Raw genomic sequence first — 19,490 nt, 5'->3', positions numbered from 1 at the left:
CCCACAATCCCCCGCTCTCGTCGAGCGCGATGACCCACTGGCTTCCTCCCGCGGCAAGCTCTTTGACGCGAGCGGGGATGTTCAACGAATTCGGTCGCGCATAGTCCGGGTTGTTGCCCCTGCCCAAGGTCTCACCGCCAGCGCTGCTGCCCCAGGCCCAGACCTTGCCGGTGTCATCGAGCGCGAAGATGCTGCTGTCGTTCGTGGTGAAGCTCGTGATTCGCACGCCCTGCGGCAGCGGGACGCGCACGGGCCGGGTGATGTTGCGCGGCTCCCTGTTGCCGTCTCCCGCGATGCCCAACGTGTCTCCAATCGCTTTGCCGCTCATGCCCCAGACCCAGACGGAGCCGTCCGCCTTCAGCGCCATGTTGAACAGCAGCGCGCTGCGCACCGCGATGACGTTGTCGAACGTCGCGCCGGTGGAGTCCTGGAGGATGAGGTACGGCTGGCCGTTGTTCGGCGTCGTCGTGCGGTTGGGGTAGTCGTTCGTGGTGCCGTCGCCCCGCTGGCCGTAGAGGTTCTGTCCAAAGGTCCAGACGCGGCCCTGGACATCGAGCGCGACGCTCTGGAAACCGCCGCCCGCCACGTCCTTGAAACGCAGCTCCGCGGGCAGGGCGATGTCGACGGGCGGGACCTGGTTGTATGGGTTGGCATGGCCGACGCCGAGCTGCCCGGCGCGGTTGGAGCCGATGCCCAACACCCGACCGTTCACCAGGTAGAACAACTGGTACTCGGCGCTGGCGATGCGGGTCAGCCCCGCGAGGCTGTCGGTGGGCCCTCCACCCGCGTCCTGCGTTCCCGCATCCTGAGTCCCCGCGTCTTGCGTTCCCGCGTCGTCGCCGGCCACCTCGACGAACCCCGTGTCTGGAGGGTCCTCCGTTCCCGAGTCATCGGACGACGCGGAGCACCCCATGAGGACCACGGCGAGCGAGACGAAGAGCGTACGGAAAAGTGACATGTGTCTATTGTCACTTGATTGCCGCAATAAAGGGAAGTCAGGCGGAGATGGACTCCGTCCGACATCCTTCAATCGCCCCCGGTCACGGGGCTGACCTGCCTGCTCACTCGGGCCCGCGAGCCTGGCCTTCAGAGGGGAGACCGGCGTGGATGTGAAAGCCGACGCGAGTCCGTGTACCTTGGGTGGCATGTCACGCGGACGCGGTTGGATTTTGTGGGTGGCGGCCTTCGCCTACTGGACCTTGCAGGGGCTTGCCGCCTCCAGTGAGGCGCACTCGGTGCGGGGCGTGTCCTGGGCGCATGCGCTGCTCACGGATGGCTTCGCCACCGCGCTGTGGGCGCCCGTCACCATCGCCGTCGTGTACTACGGCCTGCGCTTCCCCTTCGAGCGGCGTCGCTGGCGCTCCCGTCTGGCGCTGCACGTGGGCGGCGCGCTCGCCGTCTCGTTCTTCCGCGCCACCGTCATCTACTCGCTGGACCCGTACTTCCACTGGTACGACGCGCCCCCTGCCTACACGGCCGTCCTCGAGCACGCGCTGCTCTACAACCCGTTCATCTACCTGACGCTCCTGGGCGTGGCGCACGCCATCTACTACGCCGAGCAGCTCCGGCTTCGGGACACCCAGCTCGCCCGCGCCCAGCTCCACGTCCTCAAGTCCCAGCTTCACCCGCACTTCCTCTTCAATACGCTCAACTCCATCTCCGCCCTGGTGCACCGGGACCCGATGGGCAGCGAGCGGATGATTGCTCGACTCAGCGACTTGCTGCGGGGCACGCTGGATGCCGCGGGCCGCGAGGAGGTGACGCTGCGGGATGAACTGCGCACCCTCCAGCTCTACCTGGACATCCAGGGCGTGCGCTTCACGGACCGGCTCCAGGTGAAGCACGAAATCGAGCAGGACACGCTCGGCGCCCACGTGCCGCACTTGTTGCTCCAGCCCTTGGTGGAGAACGCCATCCAGCATGGCATCGCCCCACGCTCCGCCCCGGGTACGGTGACGGTGTCCGCCCGGCGCGAGGGCTCGGCGCTGCTCCTGGAGGTCCGCGACGACGGCGTCGGGCTGCGCGAGGCGACCGCGCCCAGGCCCTCGGGAGGCGGCAAGGGCCTGTGGATTACGCGGGAGCGGCTGGTCCAGCTCTATGGTCCGGACCACCGGCTGGAGCTGCGCGGACGCTCGGAGGGTGGGGCGCTGGTGTCCCTGGCCATTCCCTTCCGGACGGAGCCGGCGACATGACTCCGCCCATCCGCGTGCTCATCGTCGACGATGAGCCGCTGGCCCGGGAGCGGCTGAAGGAGCTGCTCGCGGACGAGTCGGACATGGCCGTCATCGGCGAGTGTCGCGACGGTGTGGAGGCCATCGCCGCCATTGGCAGGGAGCGTCCGGACCTGGTGCTGCTGGACGTGCAGATGCCGGAGCCCGACGGCTTCGGCGTGCTGCGCGCGGTGGCCCAGGAGCAGCAGCCGGCGGTCATCTTCGTGACGGCGCACAGGGACTTCGCGGTGCAGGCGTTCGAGGCCAACGCGCTCGACTACCTGCTCAAGCCGTTCGACAGGGAGCGCTTCCGTCTCAGCCTCGCGCGGGTGCGCGAGCGCCGCCGCACCGGGGCCATGGAGTTGGACTCGGACCTCATCGAGCGGCTCGAGTCGCTGTCGCAGCGCCTGCCTCCCACGTCGGAGCCCTACGCGACGAAGTTGGTGACCAAGGTGGGCTGGCGCATGCGGTTTCTTCGCGTGGAGGACATCGACTACCTGGAGGCGGAGGGGAACTACGTCTCCGTCCACCTGGGGAAGCAGTCGTACCTGGCGCGCGAGACGATGAACGCGCTGGAGGCGAAGCTGGACCCGAAGGACTTCGTGCGCGCGCACCGCTCGCTCATCGTCCGCGTGGACCGCATCGAGGAAGTGGAGCCGCTGCCCCCGGGCGAGTTCGTGCTGACACTGAGGGATGGCACGAAGCTGACGTCCGGCCGGAGCTACCGCGCCAGGCTCCAGCGGGCCCTGGACCTGCCCTCCTGAGCGGGGTGGGGCGGCGATTCCACCGTTGGCCCCAGGACCTCCACCGTTCGTCACAACTCCATCGCGAGTCTCGGGAGGTCGGGCGACTGTGTCTCCAACACAAGGAGACGTCGCATGAATCGATTCACCCCTGGGAAGTCGTGGTCTCTTGGCCTCTTCGTCGCCATGTCCTCCATGACGATGGCGTGCGCCGCGCAGGAGCCTGAGTCCGCCAAGGTGGCGGAGGCGCTCGGCGCGCAAGAGGTGTCCAGCGAGTCGTTGCGGTTCCTGACCTGCCCCGCGGGCGGCAGCATGTTCGCGCCGGGAGAGGTCTCCCTCCCGGACCGCTCGGAGTACCGGCTCACCTTCTCCTCGGACGGCAACACGGCGTACTACCACGTGGATGCGGCGGAGGCGCCGTTCCAGGCCATCTACGAGACGCACAAGGTGAACGGCCACTTCACCCCCGGACAGCTGGTGTCCTTCTCCGGCACGTACCTGGACACCGACCCGTTCCTCACGCCGGACGGCAACTCGCTGTTCTTCTCGTCCACCCGTCCCGTGACGGGCACCGAGGAGCGCGCGGACTCGGACCTGTGGGTGGTGCACAAGCAGGCGGATGGAAGCTGGGGCGCGCCGCAGCACCTGGGCCCCAACGTCAACTCGGACCGCCAGGAGCTCTACGTCAGCGCGACGCGTGATGGGACGGTGTACTTCGCCAGCGGCACGTTCGACTCGGACTTCAACATCTACCGCTCGGAGCGCCGCGGCCCCGGCTACGCCCCCGCGGAGAAGCTGGGCACGGGCGTCAACAGCCCGGACTACTGGGAGTACAACTCGCACATCTCCGCGGACGGCCGGGTGCTCATCTTCGCCTCGCTGAACCGTCCGGAGGGTCACGGCCTGGGAGACCTGTACGCGAGCATCAACGTCGGGGGGCGCTTCACCAAGGCCATCAACCTGGGGCCGGCGGTGAACACGGAGAAGGACGAGTTCCACCCTTCGCTGAGCGTGGACGGGCGTCACCTCTACTTCGTGCGGCAGACGTGGGCGCCGTTCGTGCCGTCGGACTTCTACCAGCTCGACACCTACTGCCTGCTGTTCCAGTGACGGCGAGGGAGACCGCCACCCGGGGCGGCGCTCTCTTGACGTGAAGCAAGGCGGGGCGGGCGGGGAGTGGCGCAGGGGCACTCCACGCTCGCCTCGCTGTTTCGTCGGGGGGGATTCAGCCGGCGATGTGCCGCGCGCCTATCGCGAGGCGCGCTTCCCACGTGCGGCGGCGGCCTGCGCGGCGTACTGCCCGGGCGCGCGGCCCACGAGCGCCTTGAAGTCCCGGATGAAGTGGGACTGGTCGAAGTAGCCGAGCTGGAGCGCGAGGCTCGCCATGTCGGGCGCGTCCGCTCGCGCGAGCTGCTCGGCGGCTTCGTGCAGGCGATAGCGCTGGATGACCCACTTGGGGCTCACGCCCACGGCCGCGCTGAAGCGCCGCTGGAGGTTGCGCGGCTCCAGCCCCGCGAGCGCCGCCACCTGCTCCATCCGCGTGAGGGACGCGTCCACGGCGAGCCGCTCCACCAGGTCGCGCATCCGCGCAATCGGCTCGGGCATGGCGGGCATTCGAGGTCGCAGGAAGTCCTCGGCCAGCACCATGCACCGCCGCACGTCCGGCTCCGCGAGGATGGCGTCCTTGAGCGCGATGCTCTCCTGGCCGAACACGGAGCGCAGGCTCACCGTCCGGTCCGTGAGTCGCGACAGCGGGGCCTTGAGCCAGGGCTGGAAGGCGGCGGGACGGAACTTGATGCCGAACACGCGCGACTGTCCCTGGAGCCTGCGGTGGAACCGGCGTGACTGCACGCCCGCGATGCGCGCCTGTCCCCGCTCGAACACCAGGTGCACGCAGGGGTGGGGCAGGGTCTCCGCCAGCAGGGGCGGCTCGCCGCGCAAATCCCAGCGCACCGTCCAGAAGTGCTGGATGAACGCTTCCAGGTCAGCGGAGGGAGCGAAGCGCTCGTGCGCAATCCTGCCCTCGGGGGCGGGGCGCTGAAGGACGCCACGGGGCGCGTCGATGCGAGGGCGGCTCACCGGCGGGCATTCTGTCGGCGTGTCGCGTTTTTGCAATCGGCGCGGAACAGGCACCTGTATCTGGTGGGCCACTCGATGAGGGGCCAGCGCATGATGAAGCCCGGGATGATGATGTTGTTGGCGTGGGCGCTCGGCGCCGTGCTCGCACAGGGATGCGCGGGCAGTCAGGCGACGGTTCCCCCACGGACAGGGAGCGAGACGAACATGACGAAGCGTGTACAAGGGCCTTTTGACGTCAAGGTGAAGCCCATGGCCCCGGATGAGGGCGCGGCGGCGTCGCCCATCGGACGGCTGTCCATCGACAAGCGGTACCACGGAGAGCTGGAGGGCACGGGGGTGGGGCAGATGCTCGCGACGATGGATGACGGCAAGTCGGGCGCCTATGTCGCGATGGAGCGCGTCACCGGAAGCCTCCAGGGGCGCAAGGGCACCTTCTCCATCCATCACACCGGGCGCATGACGCGAGGCGCGTCCGAGCTCACCATCCTCGTCGTCCCCGACTCTGGAACGGACGAACTCAAGGGGCTCTCCGGCTCGATGCAGATTCACATCGACGACAAGGGCGCCCACAGCTACGTGTTCGAGTACACGCTCCCCGAATCGCCGTGAGCGTCCCACCTGGAGCCGGGCATTCCGGCTCCCCGGCTCCCCGGCTCCGGTGAAAGGCGCCAGGCCCGAGGCGCTCGGTCCGCTCAGCGCAGGACGGAGCGCCCCGCCTTCAGCTCCTGATGGAGCGACTCGCCGAGGACGAGCTGTCCGTCCTCACTGAGGACGTGGCTTTGGAGCACCGTCTCGAAGCCGCCAATGACGGCCTCCGGCTTCACCTCCCGCCACGTCTCGTCGTCGGAGATGAGCGCGCCCACGTCGAGCGCGCCGAACTCCACCTGGTGGCCATCCTCGATGAACACCTTCGCGCTGAGCTTCCCGCTCACGCCCAGCGTGTCCATGTCGAACGAGTTGGCGTAGAGCACGTTCTGCACCTCGAGGTTGCCCGTCACCCGCACCTCCGAGCCGCAGACCATGTCCCGCGCGCGCAGGTTCCCCATGACGTAGAGCTTGGAGAAGTCGTCCTCGTTGTAGAACTGGTCCGCGAGGCAGCCCGTCACGGTCAGGTTCCCCACGACGATGATGACGTCATTGGGCTCCAGCTCGAAGTCACCCTCGAACGTGAGGTCCCCCTGGCGCAGCGCGAACTGGAGGTGCTCGTCGTCTTCGCTGAAAGGCGTCTCGAGGAGGCTCTCGAGAATCATGTTCGCGCGGGCGCTGTCGATGGGGTCGAAGGAGTCAGCCATGCGAGGCACTCTAACGAGCGCCCCCGGGGCCTCAAGCACCGCGGGCCTCCTCGTCCTCCGGGGCCCGGGCGAATGCTGGAGATTCAGCGCTTACTCGCTTCGCAGGGCCACTTGCGGATCCACCCGTGTGGCCCGGTGCGCGGGCAGCCAGGTGGCCAGCAGGGCCACGACGGCCACCAGCAGCGACAGCGAGCCGAAGACGACGGGGTCCGTGGCGCTGACGCCGAACAGCAGGCTGGACAACACGCGCGTCAATCCCCAGGCGCCCACCAGTCCCAGCGCGACGCCTCCGAGCGCCAGCCGCAGGCCCTGGCTCAGCACCATGCGCAGCACGTCCGAGGGCCGCGCGCCCAGCGCCATGCGGATGCCAATCTCCCGCGTGCGCTGACGCGCCGTGTACGCCATGACGCCGGACAGGCCCACGCTGGCGAGCAGCAGCGACAGGACGGCGAACACCGCCACGAGCATGGACACGAAGCGAGGCCGCGCGGTGGACTCCGTCACGCGCTGCTCCATCGTCCGCATCACGCCCACGGGCAGGTCCTTGTCCAGCGACGCCACGGCGGAGCGCACCGAGGCGGCCAGCGCCATGGGGTCGCCTTCCGTCCGCGCGACGAAGGACATGAGGAACAGCGAGCGCTGGAGCGCGGGCAGATATGCCTCCGGTCGGGTCTCCTGGGTCGGCCCGTCGTACCGCACGTCACCCACCACGCCCACCACGGTGAGCCAGGGCGTGCTCGCATCACCCACGCGCACGCGTTGCCCCACCGCGTCCGTCCCCGGGAAGTGGAGCCGCGCGGCCGTCTCGTTCAGCACCACCACTGGCTGTGACTCGCGGGTGTCGGTGCTCGTCACGTCCCGCCCCTGGCGCACGGGGATGCCCAGCGACTCGAAGTAGCCGGGCGTGACGACCTGGAAGCCCACGCTCGAGCGCTCCTCGGGAGTCGCGGGCGCGCGTCCCTCCACTTCCAGGCCGAACCAGATGTCGGCACCACCCAGCGGGAGGTCCGTCACCGCGCCAGCGCTCCGGATGCCGGGAAGCATCGACACGTGCTCCACCACCTGCTGGAAGAAGGCGCCCTGTCGCGCCTCGTCCGGGTACTTCTCCTTCGGTAGCGCCAGGGTCCACGTGAGCGCGGACTCCTGGCGGAAGCCTGGGTCCACGTCCTGGAGTCGCCACAGGCTGCGCAGCAACAGTCCCGCGCCAATGAGCAGCACCACCGCCAGCGCAACCTCGCCCACGACGAGCGCCCCGCGCGAGCGACCGCCTCCCGCGAGCTTGCCGCCCGCCGCCTGTCGCAACACGCCATCGAGGTCCGGCCGCGACGCCTGGAGCGCGGGCAACAGGCCGAAGAGGATGCCGGTGCCCAGCGACATGCTCAGCGCGAAGGCCAGCACCCGGGCGTCCACGCGAACCTCGTCGAGCCGGGGCAGCTCCGCCGGTATCAGGCTCAGCAGGACGTCCATGCTCCACACGGCGACAAGCAGCCCCAGCGCGCCCGCGAGCAGGCCCAGCAGCACGCTCTCCGTGAGGAGCTGCCGAATCATCCGCCCGCGCCCCGCGCCGAGCGCCGCGCGCACCGTCATCTCCTGTCGCCGCGCCGCCGCGCGCACCAGGAAGAGGTTGGCCACGTTCGCGCAGGCGATGGCCATCACGAGCCCCACCGCGGCCAGCAGCACCCACAGCACCGGCCGCACGTCGCCGAGAATCTGCTCGCGCAAGGGCACCAGGGTGATGCCGGAGTGGACGTTGCTCGCGGGGTACTCCTGCTCCAGTCGCTGGGCGATGGCGCCCATCGCCGCGCTCGCGCGCTCCATCGTCACGCCGGGCTTCAGCCGCCCGAGCACGCGCAGGTACGTGGTGCTTCGGGACTGACTGAGGTCCAGCGTCCCATCCGAGCCGAGCTGCGGGATGTCGTGCGAGGGCGCGGGAATCCACAGCTCGGGCGCATCCGCGGGCGCGGAGGTCTTCGGTCCGATGTTGGGCAGGGTGAAGCGCTCCGGCATCACCCCGACGACCTGGTAGTCGCGGTCCTCGAGGCGCACGTCCCGGCCGATGATGCGCGGGTCCGCGCCGAAGCGGCGCTGCCACAGTCCGTGGCTCAGCACCACGACGTGGCGAGGCCCCGTCTCCTCGGCGACGGGTTGGAACGCGCTGCCCAGGGCCGCTCGCACGCCGAGCACCTGGAAGTAGTTGGCGGACACGCTGGCGCCGCGCAGGCGCTCGGGCGCTCCGTCCCCGGACAGGCTGACGCCGATGTGGGAGAACGCCGCGAGCTCCTCGAACACGTCGCCTTGTGCACGCCAGTCGAGGAAGTTGGCGGGCGCCACGGTCCACCGAGGCTGGCTCGGCAGCCGGGTCCAGGCCAGCACCAGCCGGTCCTGCTCGGGGAAGGGCAGGGGCGACAGCAGCACCGCGTTGACCACGCTGAAGATGGCCGTGTTGGCCGCGATGCTCAGCGCCAGCGTGAGCACCGCGACGACGGTGAACGCCCGGTGCTTGGCGAGCATCCTCACTGCGAGGCGAAGGTCTTGGGTGATGTCGGACAAGGCCCCTCCGGGGGCGAAGGCTGTGGCCCGGCATCCGAAGCAAGGCTTGCGCCATCCCTCTATCAGGGCGTGCCGAGTGAAACCCCGGAGTTGTCTCGGGTCGGGTTGCCCGTCCCTGGGAAGTGGCTTCCCATTTCTGGAACGCCGCTCAGGGGAAGCGCACCTGGCACTCCGGGCGCGTGTGCTTGAAGGCGTCGACCTCTTCCGAGGGCAGGCAGGTGAGCGAGACGTCGAGGGACTTGAGGTTTGGTATCCGTGACACCCACGCTGGGAGCGTGGTGATGGGCGTGGCCTTGAGGCTGAGAGCGCTCAAGCGCGGGAGCCGTCCAATCCACTCCGGAACGACGCGAAGTCCCGTGCGGTCCAGGGTGAGTGACTCGAGGTTCTGGAGTTGTTCCAGCTCGGGAGGAAGGGCGTCCAGCCCCTTGTTCCAGGACAGGTCGAGCTGTGTGAGCTGCGTGAGCCGGGCCAGCGCGGGGGACACTCGCGTCAGCTGCGCGTCCATGAGGGTCAGTTGCTCCAGCGCGGTGAACTCCCGGACCATGTCCGGTAGCACGCCCAACCGCCGCTCCTGGAGCAGGATGGACCGGGTGTCCCGAGGGAACGTGCCGAGGATGTCGGCGGCGGCTTGCTCCTGGATTCGCGCGGACACTTCTCCGTGTGACTCCTGCTCCAGGCCGAGCGGGTCTCCCAGTCCCTTGGGAGCACCACGGCGAGGCGGCTTCGCCACGGCCTTGCTCAGGGGGGCGAGCTTCTTGGCGAGCCAGGGCGTGAAGGGACCCAGCTCGCGCAGGGGCAGGCTGTCCTCGACCTCCCAGACGACGAGCGAGTCGTCGTGCTCGCTCTTGCCGAAGCAGTAGCCATTGACGTCATGGAGGTCCTCGGACGCGAACATCAGGAAGCGGTAGGCGTGATGGCCCGCCTCTCGTTCCTCGCGCACCTGGGTCCACGAGCGTTCCGGTACGCCCATGCCTTGGGACGCCTGGACGCGCCAGCGCGGCGGAAGGAATGCCAGCGCCTTCTTTCCGGTGGTGACCCAGCGAAAGCCCAGCGCCTCGGTGAATCGCTGATACGCCTCCGGGAGCATGCCCGTCGTGTCGGGGGCCTGCTCGAAGGTCATGTGCAGTGGCTCCAGGTCCGCCGGGTACTGCCCCACCGCGTCCTGGCCCAACGTGTCCCGGAGCTGTTGCTCCAAGGCTTGCCAGGTCACCTCGGGCGCGACGGCGGGAGCCGCGGACGTCTTCTTCGAAGTGGCACGAGGGGCGGCGGTCTTCTTTTGCGCCATGGGGTCCTGGCTCGGTGGTGGCCCCGATTCCCTACCGCCCCGTCAGCGGGCCAGCAAGGGCGCTGGAGAGGAGAGCCCCGCGATGGTGAGATGCCGAAGAAAGCTGACACTCCCCTGTCATCTCCGGGGGACATGGTCCCAGCCTCGACTCGCATCTCCGGAGAGACCTTCATGAGCGCGCCCACTTCCCAGAAGTCACCTGACGCAGGAGCCGGTCCGCGAGGGCCCGCTGTCGCGCGGGAGCCCGCGCTCGCGGCGCGCGTGGACGCGGGCATCGACTGGGCGCTCGCGCAAAAGCGCATCGTGGGCACCGTCGTGATGGTCGCCAGGAATGGCCAGGAAATCTATCGACGCGCGGCGGGCTTCTTCGACCGTGAAGCCGGTACGCCCATGCGCGACGACGCGCTGTTCCGGCTGGCGTCCCTGACGAAGCAGTACGTGTCCGTGGCGGCGATGGCGTTGCTGGAGCAGGGCGTGCTGCGGCTCGAGGACCCCGTGACGCGGTGGATTCCGAGCTTCCGCCCGAAGCTGGAGGACGGGAGCGAGCCCGTCATCACCGTGCGCCACCTGATGACGCACACGGCGGGGCTGACGTACTCAATCATGGAGTCCGAGGATGGGCCGTACCACCGAGCGAACGTCTCCTCGGGCCTGGACCAGCCGGGCCTCTCCATGGAGGAGAACCTGCGCCGGATTGTCTCCGTGCCGCTGTCCTATGTGCCTGGGACGCGCTGGGGCTACTCGGTCGCCACGGATGTGCTGGGAGAGGTCCTCGCCCGCGCCGCGGATGCGACACTGCCCCAACTCGTGGAGCAGCTCGTCACCGGACCGCTGGGCTTGAAGGACACGGGCTTTCACGTGGTGGACACTGCGCGGCTCGCGACGCCGTACGGTGACGGAAAGCCGGAGCCGGTGCGCATGGGGAAGGAGCACTGGGTGAGCTGCGTGCCCAGCAACGTGCCCTTCGTGCCCGACCGCGTCTTCGATGCGCGCTCCTTCGCGGCGGGAGGCTCCAGCATGGTGGGCACGGCGGAGGACTTCCTGAAGCTGTTGGAGGCGCTGCGCACCGGCGGCACGCCCGTGTTGAAGTCGAGCACGGTGGAGGCGTTCGCGACGGAGAGCGTGGGCGTGCAGGCCGCGACGCTGGCCCCTGGCTGGGGCTTCGGGCTGGGCATGGGCGTGCTCGTGGACCCAGGTCTGGCCCGCAGCCCTCAGCCGAAGGGCACGTGGCAGTGGATGGGCGCGTATGGGCACACGTGGTTCGTGGACCCGGTGAACCAGTTCACCATCGTCGCGCTGACGAACACCGCGTTCGAGGGCATGTTCGGTGCCTTCCCGAAGGTGGTGCGCGACGCCGTCTATGGCGTCACGCGGTGAGCGCCCGGCTCAGCGCAGGAAGCGGGTGAGGACCGCGAAGTCGTCCTTCCCGTGTCCCGCCTTCAGGGCCGCCTGGATGAGCGCATCCATGGCCCGGGGGATGCCGTCGTGGATGCCGCGCTCCTTGCACAGGTCCAGCAGGTGCTGGAACGCGACGTTGTGGGTCTCCAGCGTCGCCAGGGTCTCCTCGTCGGCGCCCAGCGAGTCCCGCTGGACGCGGGCGAACACGTCCGCCACGGCGCCATCCACGACGGGGGCGAGGGCCTTGTCGAACGTCGCCAACGTCTCGAGCGGGAGCTTCTCCGCGCGGCAGATGGCCACGGCCTGCAGCACGCCGAACAGGGAACCCCACATGTGGACGAGCAGCGCGCTGTCGAGCGCGGACGCGTGGCCCACGTTTTCGCCCACGTGCTGGGGGTTGCCTCCGAGCGCGAGCAACGTGGACCGGTGTTTCTCGAACAGCGCCGAGGGGCCCGCGTACAGGAGCGTTCCCTCGGGCTGGCCGATGAAGTCCGGCGTGCCCATGATGGCGCCGTCCAGGTAGTCGATGCCGTGCCGAGCCGCCCAGTCCGCCTGCTCGCGCGCGAGGGCAGGGGAGCCGGACGTCAACTGCACGAGCAGCTTGCCGCGCAGCGCCCGGGTCACCTCGTCCTGACGGAGCAGGTGGTCGCTGGTGTCGTAGTCATTCACGTTCACCACGACGATGTCGGCGGCGTGCACCGCGTCCCGCACGCTCTCCGCGATGCGAGCGCCCAGCGCGGCCAGGGGCTCACACCGGACCCGCGTGCGATTCCAGACCGTCGTCACATGTCCACTTCGAAGAAACGCCTTGATGAGCGCGGAGCCCATGCGGCCCGCGCCGATGACACTGATGTTGGGCTTCATGTTCGTGTGTCTCCTGTATCGAATCAGAACTGCGAGAGGCCGCCGTCGACGGGCAGCTCCGCGCCGGTGGTGAACGTCGCCTCGAAACCGAGGAACAGCGCCGCACGCGCCACTTCGTCGGCGGAGCCGATGCGCTTCATGGGCGTGATTTCCTCGCCCTCCTTCTCGAAGGCCGCCACCTCCTCGGGCGTGGCGCCGGTGACGCCCAACGTCGGCGTCCGGGTGAAGCCGGGGCTCAGCGCGTTGACGCGGATGCCTCGGGGCAGAAGCTCCACGCCGAGCACGCGGACGAAGGCGCGGACCGCCGCCTTCGCGCCCGCGTAGGCGCTCATGCCCGGTGCACCCAGTTCGTCCGCCACGGAGGTGGTGAAGACGAACGCCCCGCCTTCGCGGACGTGAGGCGCCAGCCGCTGCGCGGCGAAGAACGCGCCCTTGGTGTTGATGCCGAAGGTCTCGTCGTACTCGGCCTCCGACACCTGGTCGAAGGGGCGCAACTTCGAGTAGCCCGCGTTGATGAGGACGAAGTCGACCGAGCCCAGTTTCTCCTTCACGAGCGAGGCCAGCACGTCGATATCGCGCAGGCTCGCGGTGTCGGAGCGCACCACGTGCGCCAGGGGGCCCAGTTCCTTGCGTGCCGCGTCCAGGCCCTGCTCGTTGCGCCCGGTGAGCAGCACCTCCGCGCCCTCCGCGAGCAACGCCTTCACCGTCGCGAGACCGATGCCCGCGGTTCCCCCGGTCACCACCGCTTTCTTCCCTGAATACCTGCCCATGTGCATGACTCCGGACGCCTGGCTGGAGGCGTGGCCGCGCGGCGAGCGCCACCGGACGGCCACGTCGTGTTGGATGTGGGAAAGGAATACCGACGGCCCCCGCGCGGGTCGCGCACGCGCGGATGATTCGGGAGCACGAAAAGCCGGTGGCCCCTATATTCGGGCGCCATGAGCGAGCACGCGCGACGAACTCCTCGAATCAGCCTCGGTGTCGAGATGCGCGTGACGGCCGTGGGTGACTTTCTGCACGCCGCCAGCGCGGACCACTTCATCAGCATCCATTCCGGCAACCCCGTCCGGGTGGCCTGTCACTCCAGCCGCATCCGCTCACTGCGCACGCGGGGCGACCTCAGCCTGATGCCCGCCGGCGTGTCGGACACCTGGGTGGAGGACGACGCGAGCACGGCGGTGGACCTGCGACTGCCCCACTCGCTCTTGCGGATGGCCGCCGAGGACATGGGCCTGGACCCGGACCGGGTGGGGCTGGAATCGCGCCACCACTTCCGCGACGAGCAGATTGAGCACATCGCCTGGGCACTGGAGGCGGAGTCTCGCGCGGACTTCCCCAACGGGCTGCTCTACCGGGAGAGCCTGGGGCTCGCGCTCGCGGCGCGACTTCTGGCCCGGTACCGGACCCAGGCCGAGGCGCGCGGCGGGCTCCCCGCGTCCCAGCTCCAGCGAGTCACGGACTACGTGGAGGCCCACCTGGAGGAAGACCTCTCCCTCGCGAGCCTGTCACGCGTGGCGGGTGTCAGCGCGTCGCACTTCAAGACACTCTTCAAGCGCTCCACGGGACTGCCCGTCCACGAGTATGTGATTCAACGGAGGGTGGAGCGGGCCCGCACCCTGTTGCTGCGCGGTGGGCTGCCCACGGGACAGGTCGCGCTGGAGGCGGGCTTCTCCCACCAGAGCCACATGTCCCGGTGCATGCGCCGGGTCCTGGGAGTGACACCGGGCGCCATCGTCCGCTCGCGCGCGTGATTCCACGTTGCCCGTGAGGTGAGGCGCGGCGTAGAGCCGGGTCCACCATGTCAGAGACGCCCACCACGCAACTGCTCGCCTTGTTCCAGGCGAACGACCTCCACTTCGACTCCGCCGAGGACGCCTGGGCGCGCGCCGAGCACCTCTCCCCCCTGCTGGGGTGGGTGGTGGCCCACTTCCCCGACGAGCGGGCCTTCCAGACGTGCGCGGCATGGCTGAGCCTGTGCGCCGAGCACATCCAGGACGCGAAGCCCGCGGCGGAGCGATTCGCCCAGGCCCGCTCGGGGGCGCATCCCCGGCAGGCCCACATCGTCGCGAGCAAACTGGGAGACGTGCGCAATGCGTCGATTCTCGCCAGGAAGCCCGCCGCCGCCGCGTTCGCCGACGCCGCCAGCCACCTCGCCGAGGTGTGGGCCGCCGTGACGACGGGTGAAGTCGACGAGGAGACGGACCCCTGGGCGCGAGCCAGGGGGGCCAGCCAGGCCATGGTGACGGCCTGGGTGGAGCACCAGGGCCTGGGCTCCAAGGACAATCCGGGGCGTCAGAAAGCACTGGGGGAGTTGCTCGACCTCCTGCGTCAGGCCCGGCGAGCAGGGGGCCTCGCGGAAACTTGACATACACCTGTCACTGGCAGGGTTCATAACTCCCTCCATCAACACGCCGCACCGAGGAGAACCCACCATGAGCGAGACCGCCCCCCAGAAGTCCCCCACCTTCAAGAAGTACGTCGGCGGCTGTCACTGCGGCGCCGTGCGCTTCGAGGCCGAGTTCGACCTCGCGGAGCCGGTGAACCGCTGCAACTGCACCGTCTGCACCAAGGTGGGAACGACGACGACCTCCATGCCCCCCAGCGCCTTCCGCGTTCTCCAGGGTGAGAGCGAGACGGGCGAGTACCGGGTGGGTGACAGCCAGAACTACCGCCGCTTCTGCAAGCACTGCGGCATCCAGTGCTACGGCGGAGGCTTCGTCGAGGAGATGGGCGGCCACTTCCGCTCCATCAACCTGGGCTGCCTCGACGGCGTGGACGTCTCCAAGCTCACCGTCCAGTACTGGGATGGCCGCTACAACAACTGGGAGGCCGGCCCGAGCAACCAGCCGTGGCCGCTTCGCCCCACCGCCTGATTCGCCACCACCCCTGTGTCGCCCACGAGGAGGGCGACACGCCTGGCCCCCGGAGTCATCGGCGGGCCACCGCCTCCTCGAGTCCGCGCAGGATGACCTCCAGGCTGCGTCGGAACTCCTCTTCCGGTGTGATGCGCCGCGCGCGCTGCGCGGTCTCCCGGAGGAGCGGATACGTGGCCGCATCCAGCTCCGCGAGCGCGGCCGTGCCGTCGCCGGAGAGAGAGCCCAGGTGCGACAACTGGACGGCTCCGAACACGTAGCTCACCAGCGTGCGGAACGCGATGACCCGCGCCGAGCCGTCGAAGCCTCCCTCTGTCAGCAGGCCCAGGAGCGCCTCACCCCACGCCAGCGTGCCCTCCGTGGAGTGGCGGCGCGTGAGCAGCAGGGGCGCGACGGCGGGATGTTGGACGACCGCCTCCCGCACGCGCGTCATCAGCCCCATCACCCGGGTCGTCCACCGCGCGCTCGACGACGGGGCGGGGAGCTCGATGTCGCGCATCACCGTGTCGACCACCAGCGACTCCAGCGCCTCGCGGCCCTCCACGTAGCGATACAGCGACATGGTGCCCATGCCGAGCGCGCTCGCCACGGAGCGCATGGTCAACGCGTCCAGCCCCTCCCGGTCGATGACGGTGAGCGCGGCGGAGGCGATGGCTGACGGAGTGAGCGAGCGGGGACGGGGCATTCGATTGACAGCGTAAGGGGCACCTTCTTAGTTTAGGAGTACAACGTACGCCTACGCTGGAGGAAGAGATGTCCGCGCGAACGGAAGGCCGGAAGTGGTCCGTGGGGGAGCGGTTCACCGCGAGGGAGCTGGAGACTGTTTCTGGGGGGACGGTCCGCATCCCCGAGCCGGGGATGACGGTGCACCTCCAGTTCCGGCGCTTCGCCGGGTGCCCCATCTGCCACCTGCACCTGCGCTCCTTCGCGCGACGCCACGAGGAGCTGAAGGCGGTGGGGGTGCGGGAGGTCGTCGTCTTCCACTCGAGCGCGGAGGAGCTGCGCACCTATGAGGGGGCCCTCCCGTTCGCCCTCGTGGGTGATCCTCGACGACGCCTCTATCGGGAGTACGGCGTGGAGGCCGCGCCCCGGGCGCTCCTGGACCCTCGGGTCTGGGGCGGGCTCCTCCGGGCGCTCATCAACGGCTTCGGGGACTTCTTCACCGGGCGGCATCCGGCCCCACCGGTGCTCCCGGCGGGAGGGCGGCTGGGGCTGCCCGCGGACTTCCTCATTGGAAGTGAGGGGGAAATACTGGCCGTGAAGTACGGCGAGCACGCGGACGACCAGTGGTCCGTGGACGAGCTGCTGGCCCAGGTCCGCCCCGCTCCCACGCGCCTCCAGCCCGTCCCAGTGCAGTGATTTCAGGAGGTTGGACGCACCGACGGGAAGTGTGTGCGGTTTCCTCTTACGGAGACACAACCCGGGCTCGCAGGAATCGAGAATACCTACGCAAGCCGTACTTCAACCTCTGGGCACCCCCACCATGAAGATTCGCGCCGACCTCCCGAAGCTTCCCGTCACGCGTCCCGCTGACTCCCGGCCCGTCACCGCGGAGGTGAAGAACAAGGCCGTGGGCTTCGCCGAGGGCTCCACGTTCGAGGCGCCGGTGCGTCCCGCGCAGGTGAAGCCGGCCGCGCCGCTGGCCCCGCCGGTGAAGTCCGGTCCCGTGGCCCTGGACAGCGAGTCGAGCAAGGCCGCCATCCAGACGACGGTGGACTACCTCCAGAAGCAGGGCGCGCCCACTGTGTCGCAGCTGCTGGCCGGCAGGCCGGGCGTCAACGCCACGGACTTCGCGCCGCGCGCGGTGGAGCAGGACGACCTGGGCATGACGCACGTGCGCATGGACCGCAAGAGCGAGGGCGTCCCCGTCTTTGGTGAGCAGGTGGTCAGCCACCTGACGCGCGAGGGCAAGGTCGACAGCGTCACCGGCGACGTGTCCACCATCCCCGCGGGCCTGGGCAAGAGCCCCACGAAGCTGAGCGCGCAGGACGCGCTGTCCGTGGCCCAGAAGGAGTTCGGCGGCGCGACGGACCGCAAGCCCGTCTCCGAGCGCGTCATCTTCAAGGATGCCAGCGGCGAGTACCGCGCGGCGTACCACGTGGAGATGAGCAACACGACGGACGTGGGCCCGGGCAAGGACCCGCGCCGCATGCACTACCTGGTCGACGCGAACACCGGCAAGGTGATGGAGCAGTACAACCAGATGGGCGGCGTGGGTCACCACGCTCACGGCGCGGGCCCCGCGCACGCCCGGCCCTCCCTCGCGGGCACCACCGAGCCGACGACGCCCACCGGGCCGTCGACGGAGCCCACGGCGAGCAAGGCGGACGACACCACCCAGTACAGCGGCAAGGTGGAGATCGGCAGCACGAAGAACGCGGACGGCACGTTCACGCTGGAGGACACCTCGCGCGGCGGGGGTGTGCTGACGCGTGACGCGCTCAACCGCAACCCGGATGACCCGAGGCAGGACGGCGTCCACGCCCCCGTCACCGACGCCAACAACGTCTGGGGCGAGGCGACCGACTCCGCGCGCACCAAGGACGCGGTGGACGCGCAGTACGGCGCGCAGGCGACGTACGACTTCTACAAGGAAGTGCTCGGCCGCGACTCCATCGACGGCAAGGGCGAGAAGCTCATCTCCGACGTGCACGTGGGCAACGACTTCGCCAACGCCTTCTGGGATGGCGAGAAGATGAACTACGGCGATGGCGACGGCGACCAGTTCGGCTCGCTCACCACGCTGGACATCGCGGGCCACGAAATCACCCACGGTCTGACTGAGCGCACCGCGGGCCTCGAGTACCGCAACGAGTCGGGCGCCCTCAACGAGGCGTTCAGCGACATCATGGGCGTGGGCGTGGAGTGGCACGCGAGCCAGAAGAACGACGCGGTCAAGTTCGACTGGACGGTGGGCGAGGACACGTTCACCCCGAACAACGGCGACCCCACCGACGGCCTGCGTGACTTGAGCAACCCGTCCAGCGACGGCATGTCGCCGGACCACTACTCCAAGCGCTACAAGGGCTCGCAGGACAACGGCGGCGTGCACATCAACTCGGGCATCGCCAACAACGCCTTCTTCCTGCTGTCCGAGGGCGGCAAGAACCGCACCTCCAACGTCGAGGTGAAGGACGGCATCGGCATCGAGAAGGGCCTGAAGATCTACTCCCGCGCCCTGAGCTTCTACATGACGCCGCAGACCAACTTCGCCCAGGCGAAGGAGGCCACGCTCAAGGCGGCGCAGGACCTCTACGGCAAGGACTCCGTCGAGGCCGCGAAGGTGCTGGAGAGCTGGGCCGCGGTGGGTGTGAAGTAGCCGTCCGCTTCATCGCTCCTGGGTCGGTGGCTCGTGTTTCGGAGCCCTGACCCAGAAGCGTGGACCGGGCCCCTGTGCGGCGGCCCGGTCTCCTGGATTCACGTAGCGGCAGCGGTCCAATGAGAGACAGCCGCAGCCGATGCACCCTGTCAGCCCCGCCTTGAGCCGCTCGAGCTCGGCGATGCGCTCGTCGATGCGCTGACTCCACGTCCCGGACAGCCGAGCCCAGTCTTGTCGGCCTGGGACGGTGTCGACGGGCAGTCTGGCGAGCTCCCGGCCGACCTCTTCGAGGCTGAGCCCCACGCGCTGGGCGAAGACGATGAACGCCACGCGCCGGATGACGGGCCTGGCGAAGCGTCGGTGGCGCGCGGAGGTCCGCTCGGAGTGGATGAGGCCCCGCTCCTCGTAGAAGCGCAGCGCGGAGGTCGCGACGCCGGTGCGCCGGGACAGCTGTCCAATCGTGAGCGACTCGTCCATGCCTCGATATGCGCGCACTTCGCCTTGACTTCAAGTGCACTTGAAGTCGCAGATTTCCTGGCGTGCGGCGTTCGAGTCACGAGCGGGCAGGCGGGCGGGACATGGTGTCTCGCCGCCTGGCTCCGCCGTGTCCGCGCGGCCATGGAGGGTGAAACGCATGCGCGCAATCCAGGTGTCGAGGTTCGGTGGGCCGGAGGTGTTGGAACCCCGTGAGGTGCCCGAGCCCAGGCCCGGGGCAGGTGAGGTCCTCGTGGAGGTCTCCTTCGCGGACATCATCTTCGTCGAGACGCAGATTCGGACTGGCTGGGGACGAGAGTTCTTCAAGATTGACCCGCCCTACGTGCCGGGCTTCGGCGTGGGTGGGACGGTGAGCGCGGTGGGCGAGGGCGTGGACCCGGGC

At 69.2% G+C, this 19,490-nt stretch carries 20 protein-coding genes; 11 read left to right on the top strand and 9 right to left on the bottom strand.

Going from position 1 to position 19,490, the window contains the following annotated elements; all coding sequences use genetic code 11:
- A partial coding sequence (locus HR086_RS30060) for an RCC1 domain-containing protein (protein ID WP_373564373.1) occupies nucleotides 1-958 on the bottom strand: 958 nt, incomplete at its 3' end.
- Nucleotides 959-1,175: 217 nt separating this feature from the next.
- Here HR086_RS30060 and HR086_RS30055 point away from each other — a divergent pair.
- From HR086_RS30055 to HR086_RS30045, 3 genes are all read left to right on the top strand, one after another.
- Nucleotides 1,176-2,192, top strand: a complete 1,017-nt coding sequence (locus HR086_RS30055) for a sensor histidine kinase (protein ID WP_246137276.1) — start codon at nucleotides 1,176-1,178, stop codon at nucleotides 2,190-2,192.
- Nucleotides 2,189-2,974, top strand: coding sequence for a LytTR family DNA-binding domain-containing protein (locus tag HR086_RS30050; protein WP_141643908.1), 786 nt, complete (start codon nucleotides 2,189-2,191; stop codon nucleotides 2,972-2,974). Before HR086_RS30055 ends, HR086_RS30050 begins: the two co-directional genes overlap by 4 nt.
- A 114-nt stretch (nucleotides 2,975-3,088) precedes the next feature.
- Nucleotides 3,089-4,063, top strand: coding sequence for a PD40 domain-containing protein (locus tag HR086_RS30045; protein ID WP_174456447.1), 975 nt, complete (start codon nucleotides 3,089-3,091; stop codon nucleotides 4,061-4,063).
- Nucleotides 4,064-4,201: 138 nt separating this feature from the next.
- Here HR086_RS30045 and HR086_RS49590 read toward each other — a convergent pair whose 3' ends face one another.
- Nucleotides 4,202-5,032 carry a helix-turn-helix transcriptional regulator gene (locus HR086_RS49590; protein ID WP_174456446.1) on the bottom strand — a complete coding sequence of 277 codons (831 nt, stop codon included), beginning with the start codon at nucleotides 5,030-5,032 and terminating at the stop codon, nucleotides 4,202-4,204.
- A 90-nt stretch (nucleotides 5,033-5,122) separates the two neighbouring features.
- On the opposite strand from HR086_RS49590, the gene HR086_RS30035 reads away from it, so the two are divergent.
- Nucleotides 5,123-5,641, top strand: a complete 519-nt coding sequence (locus tag HR086_RS30035) for a DUF3224 domain-containing protein (RefSeq protein ID WP_254626523.1) — start codon at nucleotides 5,123-5,125, stop codon at nucleotides 5,639-5,641.
- Between the two features lie 83 nt (nucleotides 5,642-5,724).
- Here the strand turns inward: HR086_RS30035 and HR086_RS30030 are convergent, their stop codons facing one another.
- The 3 genes from HR086_RS30030 to HR086_RS48750 form a co-directional block, all read right to left on the bottom strand.
- Nucleotides 5,725-6,324 carry a hypothetical protein gene (locus tag HR086_RS30030; RefSeq protein ID WP_174456445.1) on the bottom strand — a complete coding sequence of 200 codons (600 nt, stop codon included), beginning with the start codon at nucleotides 6,322-6,324 and terminating at the stop codon, nucleotides 5,725-5,727.
- Between the two features lie 90 nt (nucleotides 6,325-6,414).
- On the bottom strand, nucleotides 6,415-8,874 hold the full coding sequence (locus HR086_RS30025) for an ABC transporter permease (RefSeq protein WP_174467347.1): 2,460 nt from the start codon (nucleotides 8,872-8,874) through the stop codon (nucleotides 6,415-6,417).
- Between the two features lie 148 nt (nucleotides 8,875-9,022).
- The gene (locus tag HR086_RS48750; RefSeq protein WP_246137278.1) at nucleotides 9,023-10,159 is read right to left on the bottom strand and encodes a leucine-rich repeat domain-containing protein; all 1,137 of its coding nucleotides are present in this window, start codon (nucleotides 10,157-10,159) and stop codon (nucleotides 9,023-9,025) included.
- Between the two features lie 171 nt (nucleotides 10,160-10,330).
- On the opposite strand from HR086_RS48750, the gene HR086_RS30015 reads away from it, so the two are divergent.
- Complete coding sequence (locus tag HR086_RS30015; RefSeq protein ID WP_174462768.1) at nucleotides 10,331-11,536, top strand: serine hydrolase; 1,206 nt, start codon at nucleotides 10,331-10,333, stop codon at nucleotides 11,534-11,536.
- A 9-nt stretch (nucleotides 11,537-11,545) separates the two neighbouring features.
- Here HR086_RS30015 and HR086_RS30010 read toward each other — a convergent pair whose 3' ends face one another.
- Both HR086_RS30010 and HR086_RS30005 read right to left on the bottom strand, forming a co-directional pair.
- Nucleotides 11,546-12,421, bottom strand: a complete 876-nt coding sequence (locus tag HR086_RS30010) for an NAD(P)-dependent oxidoreductase (RefSeq protein ID WP_174467346.1) — start codon at nucleotides 12,419-12,421, stop codon at nucleotides 11,546-11,548.
- A 23-nt stretch (nucleotides 12,422-12,444) separates the two neighbouring features.
- Entirely contained in the window at nucleotides 12,445-13,191 is a 747-nt protein-coding gene (locus tag HR086_RS30005; RefSeq protein WP_174467345.1) for an SDR family oxidoreductase, read from the bottom strand.
- 216 nt (nucleotides 13,192-13,407) lie between these two features.
- On the opposite strand from HR086_RS30005, the gene HR086_RS30000 reads away from it, so the two are divergent.
- The 3 genes from HR086_RS30000 (at nucleotide 13,408) to HR086_RS29990 (ending at nucleotide 15,294) form a co-directional block, all read left to right on the top strand.
- A complete protein-coding gene (locus HR086_RS30000) occupies nucleotides 13,408-14,172 on the top strand; it encodes an AraC family transcriptional regulator (protein WP_254626524.1) in 765 nt (254 codons plus the stop codon).
- A gap of 47 nt (nucleotides 14,173-14,219) precedes the next feature.
- Nucleotides 14,220-14,786 carry a hypothetical protein gene (locus HR086_RS29995; protein WP_174467344.1) on the top strand — a complete coding sequence of 189 codons (567 nt, stop codon included), beginning with the start codon at nucleotides 14,220-14,222 and terminating at the stop codon, nucleotides 14,784-14,786.
- Nucleotides 14,787-14,853: 67 nt separating this feature from the next.
- The gene (locus HR086_RS29990) at nucleotides 14,854-15,294 is read left to right on the top strand and encodes a GFA family protein (RefSeq protein ID WP_174456438.1); all 441 of its coding nucleotides are present in this window, start codon (nucleotides 14,854-14,856) and stop codon (nucleotides 15,292-15,294) included.
- 55 nt (nucleotides 15,295-15,349) lie between these two features.
- On the opposite strand, the gene HR086_RS29985 is transcribed toward HR086_RS29990, so the two are convergent.
- Nucleotides 15,350-15,979: a TetR/AcrR family transcriptional regulator C-terminal domain-containing protein gene (locus HR086_RS29985; RefSeq protein ID WP_174462764.1), complete on the bottom strand. Its 630-nt coding sequence runs from the start codon at nucleotides 15,977-15,979 to the stop codon at nucleotides 15,350-15,352.
- Nucleotides 15,980-16,047: 68 nt separating this feature from the next.
- Here HR086_RS29985 and HR086_RS29980 point away from each other — a divergent pair, with 68 nt between their 5' ends.
- Both HR086_RS29980 and HR086_RS29975 read left to right on the top strand, forming a co-directional pair.
- Nucleotides 16,048-16,653 (top strand): peroxiredoxin-like family protein, encoded by a 606-nt coding sequence (locus HR086_RS29980; RefSeq protein ID WP_174456436.1) that lies wholly within the window; start codon nucleotides 16,048-16,050, stop codon nucleotides 16,651-16,653.
- A gap of 124 nt (nucleotides 16,654-16,777) precedes the next feature.
- Nucleotides 16,778-18,613, top strand: a complete 1,836-nt coding sequence (locus HR086_RS29975; RefSeq protein ID WP_174456435.1) for a M4 family metallopeptidase — start codon at nucleotides 16,778-16,780, stop codon at nucleotides 18,611-18,613.
- Between the two features lie 9 nt (nucleotides 18,614-18,622).
- On the opposite strand, the gene soxR is transcribed toward HR086_RS29975, so the two are convergent.
- The gene (soxR, locus tag HR086_RS29970) at nucleotides 18,623-19,090 is read right to left on the bottom strand and encodes a redox-sensitive transcriptional activator SoxR (protein ID WP_141643923.1); all 468 of its coding nucleotides are present in this window, start codon (nucleotides 19,088-19,090) and stop codon (nucleotides 18,623-18,625) included.
- Nucleotides 19,091-19,247: 157 nt separating this feature from the next.
- On the opposite strand from soxR, the gene HR086_RS29965 reads away from it, so the two are divergent.
- A partial coding sequence (locus tag HR086_RS29965) for an alcohol dehydrogenase catalytic domain-containing protein (RefSeq protein ID WP_373564372.1) occupies nucleotides 19,248-19,490 on the top strand: 243 nt, incomplete at its 3' end.

Origin of the sequence: Myxococcus sp. CA039A (assembly GCF_013336645.1) — a bacterium.
Classification (GTDB): Bacteria; Myxococcota; Myxococcia; order Myxococcales; family Myxococcaceae; genus Myxococcus; species Myxococcus llanfairpwllgwyngyllgogerychwyrndrobwllllantysiliogogogochensis.
This window is presented reverse-complemented; position numbering and strand designations above follow the sequence as displayed.